Genomic DNA, 10,449 nt, shown 5'->3' on the forward strand with positions numbered 1-10,449 from the left:
TCGGTAGGGTCCGGGGCATGAGCACCCCTGAGCAGGAAGTCGAATACCGCCAGCACCGGTTCTCACCTCCCCCTGGTGCGACCGAGATCTTCCTTGTCCGCCATGGAGAATCGGCCCCGGCGAAAGGCAACGCGCCGTTCGACCTCGTCGACGGGCAGGCCGACCCGGACCTCGCGCCCGAAGGCAGGGACCACGCCGAGCGGGTGGGCCGCCGGCTGGCGGACGAGCGGATTTCGGCGTTGTACGTGACGACACTGCGCCGGACGTCGCAAACCGCGGCACCGCTGGCCGCGAAGCTCGGGCTCACGCCGGAACTCGAAGCCGACCTGAGGGAGATCCACCTCGGCGACTGGGAGAACGGCCTTTTCCGGCGCTACACCTACGAAGGCCATCCGATCATCGATCAGCTCTGGCGCGAGCAGCGCTGGGACGTCATCCCGGGCGCGGAGACGATGGAGTCGTTCGGCGGGCGGATCCGGGGCGCCATCGGCAGGATCGCGGCGGCCAACCCGGACCGGAGGATCGCCGTGTTCACCCACGGCGGCGTCATCGGCGAGGTCTTCGCGCAGGCCAGCGCCGCGAAGAACCGGTTCGCGTTCCTCGGCGTCGACAACGGCTCGATCTCCCATCTGGTGGTGTCGGGCGACGACTGGATGGTGCGGCGGTTCAACGACACGTCGCATCTTCAGTCGCCTTTCGGCTGATCCGGTCCGCCGCGACCAGGTGCACGACGACCAGCACCGCGACGGCCTCCGCGGCCAGCAGCCCGACGAGCACCAGCACCTGGGTCACCCCGGCCTGCAGCGGCCCGGCGCCACCGAGGAGGACACCGACGTAGGCGCCGGGCAAGGTGACCAGGCCGACCGTCCGGGTCTGGTCGAGGGCGGGGATCAGCGCGTGCCCCGCCGAGGGGCGGCAGATCTCCAGTGCGGCCGGGCGACGCGGGAAGCCCAGTGCCAGCGCGGCTTCGTACTCGCCGTACCGGGACACGAGTTCGTCCAGGGCACGCCTCGCCGCCTGGGAGGTCGCGGACATCGCGCCGCCGATGACGATCCCGGCGATCGGTACGACCGCGATGGGCCGCCACGGGACGACCCCGGTCGCGAGCACGAGCGTCAGCACGGGCACCACACCGGAGGCGATGGCGAGCGCGACCCACGCCAGCTCCTTCACCACGCCGATCCGACGTGCGGAGGTGACCGCGGCGACAGCGAACATCAGCAGCACGAAGACACCGGTCAGCCAGCCCGATTCCAGGATCCCGACGATCACCAGCGACACGACGGCGAGCTGCACGACGGCACGCGCGGCGGCGAACAGCACCGCTTTGCCCTGTCCCAGCCGTCCGAACCGCACCACGGCCGCGCCGAAGATCGCCAGCCCGGCCAAGACCACGGCGAGCACCGGGCCGAACGCGATCGCACCATCCGTCATGCGGATGATCCTGCCCCAGGGCCGGGATCAGGACGTGCAGGTCACCGAAGCGCCGGCGGCGGGGGCGGTGCGGTCGCTGACGACCTCACCGTCGACGAGGATCCGGCACCGCAGCGCGCCGTTGCCCGACCCCTGCGCGGAGACGCTGTAGAACTCGTCGCGGCCTTCCTGGCTCTCGCGCTCGAAAGTGGTGCTCCACGGCGCCGTCACCTCGGTCTTCTGCCTGAGTTCCGAACCCTGCGCGACGTAGGTGACGTTCTGGGCGCCCTTCGCGCCGGAGAGTTCGTAGACGACCGAGTGGAGCACGGTGCGCACGGCGGCCGCGGCCTGTTCGACCCGCGGCGCGGGCGGGCTCTGCACCGGCCGCGAAGAGGCCTTCGACAGTACGTAACCGGTCAGCGTGACGGCGACGGCCATCACGCCCAGCACGACCACGACCGTCCCCAGCGGCTTCAGCCTGCCGGGGGCACCCTGCCCCGGCGCCGATGCCGAAGGGGTCGCGGTGGGAACACCCATGGAGAGGTCTTCTCTCGTCCGAGCGCACTTCCGTCGAGTGCGTCGCTTACTTCTCGTTCGAAGGTGACTCCGCGTTAGCCGTTATCGGGAAGAAACCCGATATTCACCCTATTGGGTGTCCCAGTGAGTGGACAGTGCCTGGTCCTGGAGCAATCAGCGTAAGCGCAGTGAGCCGAACAGCTCACTTTGCGTGACACGCGCCGACAACAGGCTGCCGTTCCGGACGTGGATCCAGACCACCTCTCCTTCGGACACGGCCCGATTCTGTCGGGCCCCACGTGCATCATGGCGACCGTGTATCGGGAGACGACGGCGCCCGCCGAGCTGCGCGGCGTGGCGCGCTGTGTATGGGAGGACACGGGCCACGCGCCGAAGCGGATCGTGCCCGACGGCTGCGTCGACCTGGTGGAGAGCGGCGGTGCGGTCTTCGTCGCCGGGCCGGACACCGCGGCTTGGACCTGGGAGACACCACCCGGCGCCCGGGCTCGCGGCGTGCGGTTCGCGCCCGGCAGGGCGGGTGACGTCCTGGGGCTGGGCGCCGACGAACTGCGCGACCAGCGTGTCCCCCTCGGCGAACTGTGGGGCAGCGAGGGTGAACTGCAAGCCGAGCGAGTGCTCTCCGGCGCCGCTTCGCTGACCGACGTCGTCATCGAACGCCGGGCCGGGCGAGCCGACCGGGAGCTCTCGGCGTTGATCGCCAGGCTGGACAGCGGCGTTCACCGCGTCTCGGCCGCGCTGGAGCGCTTCGCCACCGGGGAACGGCAGTTGCGGCGCCGATTCACCCTCGCGGTGGGCTACGGCCCGGCGACGTACCTGCGCGTGAGCCGGTTCCAGCGCGCCGTCGGGCTCGCGGACACGGCGCCGGATCTCGCCTCACTGGCGTTCTCGGCGGGCTACGCCGATCAGGCTCATCTGAGCCGGGATTGCCGGGAGTTCTCCGGGGTGAAGGCGAGCGAGTTCTTCCGCGCCAGGAAGTGAGCGGTGTCCACTGTAGACTGATAGAGGGCTCGGTAGTGCGGGTAGAACTCATCGTAGACATCGGCGTCCGCGCCGGGCCGGACGACCTCGGTGACCGGGTTCCAGGCTTCGATGTCCGGTTCGCGCCCGAGAGCGCAGGACGCGAGGACGGCGTCGCCGAACGCGGCGCCGATGGTCTCCGCGGGGATCTCCTGTTCGATTCGCGCGACGTCGCTGACGATCCGCGTCCACACACCACCCCGCGTTCCACCGCCGACGGCGACGAACCGGCGGGTGCCGCCACCGGCTTCCCGCATGGCTTCGAGGTTGTGCCGCACCCCGTAGGCCGTGCCTTCCAGCGCCGCGCGATACAGCTCGGCACGGCCGTGGGAAGTGGTGAGCCCGGCGATGATGCCTCTCGCGTCCGGATCGGGCACGGGCGTCCGTTCTCCCGCGAAGTACGGCAGCAACAGCAACCCGCGGCTGCCCGCCGGGACCTCGTCCGCCGCCGCGGCCAGTTCACCGAACTCGCCGCCGACGAGGTCCCGCAGCCAGTCGGTGATCGCACCGGACGTGGCCATCCCCGCCGCGAGCGAATAGGTGCCGGGGAAAGCGCCTCGGGTCGCCCACAGTCCCGGTCCGGGCCGGGGGTCGGCGAGCGTCTGGATCAGGAACATCGTGGTGCCGTACATGAGCATCGTGTCCCCGGGCGCGGTGACCCCGACGCTGGTCGCCTCGGCCCAGGCGTCCACCGTGCCCGCCGTCACCGGGATCCCTTGGGGCAGGCCGGTTTCCGCGGCCGCTTCGGCGGTGACCGAGCCGACCACCTCGGTCGGCCACGCGAGCCTGGGCAGCTCGACGCCGGGAGCGATCGCGGCGACCCGGTCCGGCGCCCAGCGGCCCTCGCGCAAGTCGTACATCGGGTCGCATTGGCTCGCGGAATGGTGGTCGAGGACGTACTCACCGGTCAGCCGCAGCACGAGGAACGAACTCGCCATCAGGAAGAGTTCCGCTCGTGCGAACACCTCCGGCTCGTGCTTGGCGAGCCAGCGCCATTTCGGCCCGACGGCCTGTGCGCCGAGTGCGCTCCCACCGCGTTCCACAATGGATTCTTCACCGAATTCCCGAGTCAATTCGCGGATTTCGTCGAATGCGCGGGTGTCGACGCCGTAAAGGATCGCCGGGCGCAACGGTTTTCCGGAAGCGTCGGCGGGCAGCAGCACCGGCCCGATCCCACTGGCCGACACTCCGATGATGGGATGATCCCCGGCACCGGCGGAAAGTTCTCTCGTCAGCGCCAGGAAATCCTGCCACCACACGGTTTCGGCGTCGTGTTCGTACCAGCCGGGACGGGGCCGGGAAGTGTCGTGCGGCCGGGCAGCCCGCGCCACGACGGCACCCCGGGAATCGACGAGGACGCCTTTGGAGCCGGAAGTGCCGATGTCGATGCCGAGCACCAGGCCCGGATCGCCCACGGCACGTCCTCACTCCTCCGCGCGAATAGCGCGATCAGCGGATGGTAACGATTGTCGGTCAAGCTATTCTTCCCGTGCGAAGGTGTCAAGACACCTGCAGAAGGGGAGGTCACGGTGGCCACCATCAACGACGTGGCGGCGAAGGCCGGGGTCTCGACGGCGACCGTGTCGAGGACATTGAACGGGAAGTCCACTGTGGACCCGGTACTCGCGGCACGGGTGCAGGCGGCCGCCGCGGAGTTGGGTTACCACCCGAACGGGCTCGCGAGGAATCTGCGTCGCCAGGAGACGGCGGTGCTCGCCCTCATCATCTCCGACGTGGAGAACCCGTTCTTCACCGCGATCGCCCGCGGCGTGGAGGACATCGCGCAGACCGCGGGCTATTCGGTGGTGCTGTGCAACGCCGACGACAACGAGGAGAAGGAGCGGCGCTACCTCGACGTCGCCCTCCAAGAGCGGGTCGCCGGCGTGGTGCTCTCCCCCACCGGCCGGGCCACCAACGTCGACCGGCTGACCGAGCGCGGCACGCCCGTGGTCGCCGTCGACCGGCCGCTGCTGAAGAACAGCGGCGACCAGGTGCTGGTCGACACCCGGCTCGCCGCCCGCGACGCGACGCGGCACCTGCTCGACGGCGGCTACCGGCGCGTCGCGTGCGTCAGCGGGCCTGCCGGCGTGCGCACGGCCGAAGACCGGCTGGCGGGTTACACCGACGCCGTCGGCGAGGAGAACGCGCTCACCCGGCGGGCCGAGTTCCGCGCCGACGGCGGCAGGCGCGCCGCGCTCGGCCTGCTCGACGAACCCGAGCCGCCGGACGCGCTGCTGGTCGGCAACAGCACGATGGCGATCGGTGTTCTCGAAGCCCTGGCCGCACGCGGCCTGCGCTCGGGGCAGGACGTGGGGATCGTGTCGTTCGACGACGCGCCGTGGACGACGCTGATCGACCCGCCGCTGACGGTGGTCGCCCAGCCCGCGAACGAGGTGGGCAAGGTCGCCGCCGAACTGCTGCTCGCGCGGATCGGCGACAGCACGCGCACGGCCACGACGACCACGTTGCAGGCGAAGCTGATCGTGCGCCGGAGTTCACGGCGCGACTGACCCGGAGATCCCGCACGACGTGCCTGGGCGACCGGTGCGCACCGGCCGCCCAGGAACGCCCCACCCCCTTGATCCCCCAAGCCGGCCCACACCAGCCAGGTTCTCCGAAGCGGTGGGAAGAAATCGTTTACCTTTCGGACGGTAAATTCCTACTTACGACCTGTCAAGCGGGAGCCCTGGACACGGTCGCCCGATCCGGGCAGACTGGAGCGATATTGCCTACTGCGCGTGTTTGATTCCGTGCACTCTGTGTTCATCTCTGGTGAATTCTCCCACGAAATCGAGCTGAGACCGCACGAACCCGCACAGACGCGTTACCCTAGGCGCTATGTCGATAGCGCTCGAGAACGTTCTCGCCAAGGCCGGCCTCAAGGTCGACGCCAACGAGTTCCTGAACCTCGTCGAGGACGCTGCGCGGCGGCTGACCCCACCGAACCCCGATCCATCGCATTACTTCTCGACGGATCAGCGCGCCGCGCTCACCGACGTCGGCCTGGATCTCTCCCCCCACGGCGAGGACGAACCGGACTTCCGTGCCCGCACGGTCGCCGCGCACGCCGTGCTCGCCGATTCCGCGCTGAGCGTGCTGGAGGCGGCGAAGACACTGGGCGTGGACGACAGCCGCATCAGACACCGCCTGAAGGAGGGCAGGCTCACCGGCTGGAAGGATCAGGGCTGGCGGCTGCCCGCCTGGCAGTTCGCCGGCTCCGGGGTGCTGCCCGGCCTGGAGGTCGTGCTGCGCGCGGTCCCCGAGGACCAGCCCGCGCTCGTCGTCGCCGCGTTCATGAGCACTCCACAGGCCGATCTGGTGATCAACGACCATCCCGCCACACCGCGCCAATGGCTTCTCTCCGGCGGCGACCCCGAGCACGTCGCGAGACTGGTGTCCACGCTGGGTTCGCCGTTCTGAGATCCTTGCCCGACGACGAAAATTCCAGTCGGGGGCAGGCCGTAGGCTGACCCCACCGAGCAAGATCACCCGACAAGGACGGACGACTCCCGAGGTATGGCCCGGCTCCCCCTGCCGCCCGCACGCTCTGTCCTGGTCAAGGAGCTGCACCGCACCAACGACGTGGTGACGGTGCACCCCGGCACCAGGCTGGTCAGGATCTTCACCGCGCACGGCAATCACCCCCAGCAGTGGAACTCGTTCCGCTACAGCGGCCCGCTCCCGCACGGCCGTTTCGACCCGCAGACCCCCGGTCGCGGCGGTCGCCCGGTCACCGACCCCGGAAACGGCGTCCTGTACTTCGGCCTCACCGTGCGCACGAGCATCGCGGAGGTCTTCCAGACCACCTCGACGGTCGACCGCAAATCCCGCGGCCCGCGCCTGGTCGTCGTCCGGCCGACCCGCACGCTGCGACTGCTCGACCTCGCCGGCCTGTGGCCGACCCGCGTCGGCGCCTCGCAGGAGATCTCCAGCGGTCCGAAGAAGATCACCCAAGCGTGGGCGCGTGCCATCCGCGCCGCCTTCGGCGACCTCGACGGTGTCTGGTATCGATCGTCCATGGACTCCGGCGGCCCCGCGCTCGCGCTGTGGGATCCGCCGGCCGGGTCCTCACTGCCGGTCGCGCCGGACGTGCTGCTCCCGTTGGACCACCCCGGGCTCGACGTCCCGCTGGGCCGGGTGTGCGAAGAGCTGAACTACACGCTGCTCAGCTGAGCTCTCATACCGACGAGGGACAGGCGAAGGTGGCGTGGTGGAGCCGGCAGCGGGAGCGGACACCCGAGATCTTCGAAACTGTCCACAAGGGACATCATGACCCAGTGCCCGCTGTGCCGCCGCCGTGGTTCTCCCTCCTGAGGTACAGCCGACGAAAACCGGCCTCACCACTCACGAAGCTCAGAGGTGGCGCCCCCACCACTCCAGCACCGCGTCGAACCGTTGCACGCGGTGCCGCGGCAGCCCCGAACGCGTCAGTTCGTGCCCCTCACCGGGGAACAGCAGCAACTCGGCCGGGACGCCGTTCTGCCGCAGCGCCACGTACATCCGCTGCGCCTGCTCCAGTGGGCATCGCCAGTCCTGCTCGGAATGCGCGACCATGAACGGGATGTCGATCTTCCCGGCGTAGGTCAGCGGGCTGCGCTTGCGCTGCTCTTCGGGATCGTCGCCGACGTAACCCCCGGCGAAGAACCAGCCGATGTCGGAACTGCCGACGAACGAGTCCCAGGCGTTGACCGCGCGCTCGCTCCACGCGGCACGGAACCGGCCGCCGTGGTGCGCGGCGAGCCAGCTGGTCATGAAACCGCCGTACGAACCACCCATGACACCGACGCGCTCACTGTCCAAATCGGACATCTTCAGCGCTTCGTCCAGCAGTGCCAGCAGATCGTCCGCGTCCACGGTGCCGAAGCCGTGGACGATGCTCCGGCCGTGGCTTTCGCCGTAGCCCGCGGAACCGCGCGGGTTCCCCAGAACGACGGCGTAGCCCGCTGCCGCGAGCACTTGGGCCTCGTCGAAGACCTTCCATTCGTACGGCGCGAACGGACCACCGTGGATCATCAGGACCACGGGATGCGGCCCCGCCCCCTCAGGCCGGACGACCCAGCCGTGCACCGGGTAGCCGTCGGGAGCGGTCGTGTCCAGTTCCTCCAGCGGCAGGATCCCGATGTCCCGCAACGCCTTCGAGTAGTCGGTGAGCACACGGGGACCTTCGTCCGACAGCAGCACGACGTCACCGGAACTCTCGGGTGTTTCGATCACCGCGACGATCCGCGTGCCGTCGACGGCGAACGACTTCACCGCGGCGCGCTCGCCCGCGAGGTAGCGCAACGACTTCAGCTCGGCGAGCTCGGCGTCGAGGGGAACGGCGTGCAGTTCGGCGGCGCCGCGGGTGCGGACCACGACGAGGACCTCGTCGCCGAGGACGACAGGAGGGCTTGCCGCACTCTCGCAGTCCACCGTTTCGACGTCGGTCAGCCGCCGTGCGGGCGAGGGTTCGGCACCGTACGGCCATGGCGCGTGCCAGAGCCCGGTGTTCCGGGCGACGTCCTCCAGGCCCGGGAATTCGGTGCCGTAGAACAGGATCGAACCGTCCGGGGCGGCGACCGGCCGATCGGCGGTGCCCGGGGTCCGGACCAGGAGCCGGGGTTCGCCACCGCCGGCGGGCACGGCGTAGACGTCCGTCCGAACGGTGTCTTCGGCGGCCCAGCCACGCGGCGCGGTGATCAGGACGTGCTCGCCGTCGACCGTCCACGAGGGATGGTCGACGTCGGCGCGGTCGTCGGTCAGCGGGGTGAGCTCGGCGGGCGCGTCCTCGTCCGACGCGGTGACGGCGTCCATGACGAACAGACGCTGTGGACGGTCGTCGAGGAAACCGGCGCCGTCGACCCGGTAGAAGAGTTTCGTGATGTGCCGAGGGGCTTCTTCAGCGGGCTCCGGCGTTTCGCCATCCGCGTTCTCCGTGCCGTAGCGGCCCGGCTCGGGCACGCGGGCGACGAAGGCCATCCGGCGGGAATCGGGTGCCCAGACCGGGGCCCCCACGCCGAGGGGAAGGTCGGTGATCCGCTTCGCGTCACCCCCGGCCGCGGGGATCAAGTGCACCTGCGGCTTGGCCGCTCGCCCGGCCCCCTCCCCCGCCCGGAGGAAGGCGACCCACCGGCCGTCCGGGGAGATGGCGGGGGCGGAGTCCTTGGTCCCGTGGGTCCACGGCCCTTCCCCGCCGCCGCCCTGGTCGACCCTGCGCAGGCCGACGCGGTAGCTGTTCGTCTTCAGATCAGGCCTGCTCACCGCGGTGAGCAGCAGGTCGCCACGCAACGCGGGGATGCCGGGGACCGTCAGGGCTTCGATGTCAACGGGACGCACGGCCCCGACGGTACCCGATCCTTAGCAATTCTAACTACTGATTGAAGAGTCCTGGTCAGCGGCTTCCAGCTTCTTCGCCTTGGCGAGGCTGGCCACCGTCGTCACCGTCAGGACCACGACGATGACGCTCAGGGAGACCCAGTTGTTGATGTCCAGCCAGTCCGGCACCACGTGGTACTCGTGCAGTGCGTGCAGGAACAGCTTGGCGCCGATGAAGGCGAGGATCACCGCGAGGCCGTAGGACAGGTACACCAGTTTGGTGACCAGGCCACCGAGCAGGAAGTACAGCTGGCGCAGGCCCATCAGCGCGAACGCGTTGGCGGTGAAGACCAGGAAGGCCTCCTGCGTGATGCCGAAGATGGCCGGGATCGAGTCGACGGCGAACAGCAGGTCCGCGCTGCCGATCGCGACGATCACCAGGAACATCGGGGTGATCCAGCGCTTGCCGTCCTTCTTCACGAAGGACTTGTGCCCGTGCCACTCGTTGGTGACCGGGAAGAGCTTGCGCACCCAGCGGGTGAGCGCGTTCTCCTCGTATTCCTCTTCTTCGTCCTTGTTGCGGACCATGCTGATCGCGGTCCAGATGAGGACGGCGCCGAAGAGGAAGAAGACCCAGACGAACTGCGCGATCAGCGCGGCGCCCACGGCGATGAACACGCTGCGCATGGCGAGCGCAAGCAGGATGCCGATCAGCAGTACCCGGTGCTGATGGATCGCGGGCACCTTGAACGAGGTCATGATGATCATGAAGATGAACAGGTTGTCGACGCTCAGCGAGTACTCGGTGATGTACCCGGTGAAGAACTCGACACCCGGGTCGTGTCCCCCGAAGATCCAAACGCCGATGCCGAACGCGACGGCCACGGCGACGTAGAAGATGACCCACCGGGCGGCTTCGCCGGTGGTGACCTCATGCGGCTTGCGATCGACGATGACCAGGTCGAGTGCGATCAGCGCGAGCAGACCGCCGACCGTGGCGATCCATAGCCACAGGGGAACAGACATGTAACCAACCCTCCGGATAGTGCACAGCAGCAACTAACCGGAGGTCTCTTCCGCCGGTGCGAGACCGGCCGACGGTGCCGGGGGGCCCGCGAAGACCACCGTGCTGACGACACCGCCGCGAAGGAATACTCCCCTCACAGCCGGTCCAGTTTGACCTGTCTG

10 protein-coding genes are annotated in these 10,449 nt (G+C 69.3%); 5 read left to right on the forward strand and 5 right to left on the reverse strand.

Going from position 1 to position 10,449, the window contains the following annotated elements; all coding sequences use genetic code 11:
• The first annotated feature begins 17 nt into the window (after positions 1 to 17).
• Positions 18 to 704, forward strand: a complete 687-nt coding sequence (locus tag P3102_RS24240) for a histidine phosphatase family protein (RefSeq protein WP_276362008.1) — start codon at positions 18 to 20, stop codon at positions 702 to 704.
• On the opposite strand, the gene P3102_RS24245 is transcribed toward P3102_RS24240, so the two are convergent.
• Both P3102_RS24245 and P3102_RS24250 read right to left on the reverse strand, forming a co-directional pair.
• Positions 667 to 1,434, reverse strand: a complete 768-nt coding sequence (locus tag P3102_RS24245; protein ID WP_276362009.1) for an ABC transporter permease — start codon at positions 1,432 to 1,434, stop codon at positions 667 to 669. The genes P3102_RS24240 and P3102_RS24245 overlap by 38 nt on opposite strands.
• 27 nt (positions 1,435 to 1,461) lie before the next feature.
• Positions 1,462 to 1,950 carry an MmpS family transport accessory protein gene (locus P3102_RS24250; protein WP_276362011.1) on the reverse strand — a complete coding sequence of 163 codons (489 nt, stop codon included), beginning with the start codon at positions 1,948 to 1,950 and terminating at the stop codon, positions 1,462 to 1,464.
• Positions 1,951 to 2,235: 285 nt separating this feature from the next.
• Here P3102_RS24250 and P3102_RS24255 point away from each other — a divergent pair, with 285 nt between their 5' ends.
• Positions 2,236 to 2,928 (forward strand): helix-turn-helix domain-containing protein, encoded by a 693-nt coding sequence (locus P3102_RS24255; protein WP_276362012.1) that lies wholly within the window; start codon positions 2,236 to 2,238, stop codon positions 2,926 to 2,928.
• Here the strand turns inward: P3102_RS24255 and P3102_RS24260 are convergent.
• Positions 2,859 to 4,382 carry an FGGY-family carbohydrate kinase gene (locus tag P3102_RS24260; RefSeq protein ID WP_276362014.1) on the reverse strand — a complete coding sequence of 508 codons (1,524 nt, stop codon included), beginning with the start codon at positions 4,380 to 4,382 and terminating at the stop codon, positions 2,859 to 2,861. The two genes, P3102_RS24255 and P3102_RS24260, sit on opposite strands and share 70 nt — an antisense overlap.
• Positions 4,383 to 4,496: 114 nt before the next feature.
• Between P3102_RS24260 and P3102_RS24265 the strand changes: the two genes are divergently transcribed.
• The 3 genes from P3102_RS24265 (at position 4,497) to P3102_RS24275 (ending at position 7,140) form a co-directional block, all read left to right on the forward strand.
• Positions 4,497 to 5,477, forward strand: a complete 981-nt coding sequence (locus tag P3102_RS24265) for a LacI family DNA-binding transcriptional regulator (protein ID WP_276362015.1) — start codon at positions 4,497 to 4,499, stop codon at positions 5,475 to 5,477.
• 328 nt (positions 5,478 to 5,805) lie between these two features.
• Positions 5,806 to 6,387, forward strand: a complete 582-nt coding sequence (locus P3102_RS24270; RefSeq protein ID WP_276362017.1) for a DNA-binding protein — start codon at positions 5,806 to 5,808, stop codon at positions 6,385 to 6,387.
• A gap of 96 nt (positions 6,388 to 6,483) precedes the next feature.
• Positions 6,484 to 7,140: an RES family NAD+ phosphorylase gene (locus P3102_RS24275; RefSeq protein WP_276362018.1), complete on the forward strand. Its 657-nt coding sequence runs from the start codon at positions 6,484 to 6,486 to the stop codon at positions 7,138 to 7,140.
• Positions 7,141 to 7,320: 180 nt separating this feature from the next.
• On the opposite strand, the gene P3102_RS24280 is transcribed toward P3102_RS24275, so the two are convergent.
• Complete coding sequence (locus tag P3102_RS24280; protein ID WP_276362020.1) at positions 7,321 to 9,282, reverse strand: S9 family peptidase; 1,962 nt, start codon at positions 9,280 to 9,282, stop codon at positions 7,321 to 7,323.
• A 30-nt stretch (positions 9,283 to 9,312) separates the two neighbouring features.
• Positions 9,313 to 10,287, reverse strand: coding sequence for a TerC family protein (locus tag P3102_RS24285; protein WP_276362021.1), 975 nt, complete (start codon positions 10,285 to 10,287; stop codon positions 9,313 to 9,315).
• Between the last annotated feature and the right edge of the window lie 162 nt (positions 10,288 to 10,449).

This window comes from Amycolatopsis sp. QT-25 (assembly GCF_029369745.1).
Lineage (GTDB): Bacteria > Actinomycetota > Actinomycetes > Mycobacteriales > Pseudonocardiaceae > Amycolatopsis.

Bases quoted from the DNA above. Each gene is read 5' to 3' on its own strand.
- P3102_RS24250 (WP_276362011.1), bottom strand. From the start codon at position 1,950: ATGGGTGTTCCCACCGCGACCCCTTCGGCATCGGCGCCGGGGCAGGGT.
- P3102_RS24255 (WP_276362012.1), top strand. From the start codon at position 2,236: ATGGCGACCGTGTATCGGGAGACGACGGCGCCCGCCGAGCTGCGCGGC.
- P3102_RS24245 (WP_276362009.1), bottom strand. From the start codon at position 1,434: ATGACGGATGGTGCGATCGCGTTCGGCCCGGTGCTCGCCGTGGTCTTG.
- P3102_RS24270 (WP_276362017.1), top strand. From the start codon at position 5,806: ATGTCGATAGCGCTCGAGAACGTTCTCGCCAAGGCCGGCCTCAAGGTC.
- P3102_RS24240 (WP_276362008.1), top strand. From the start codon at position 18: ATGAGCACCCCTGAGCAGGAAGTCGAATACCGCCAGCACCGGTTCTCA.
- P3102_RS24285 (WP_276362021.1), bottom strand. From the start codon at position 10,287: ATGTCTGTTCCCCTGTGGCTATGGATCGCCACGGTCGGCGGTCTGCTC.
- P3102_RS24275 (WP_276362018.1), top strand. From the start codon at position 6,484: ATGGCCCGGCTCCCCCTGCCGCCCGCACGCTCTGTCCTGGTCAAGGAG.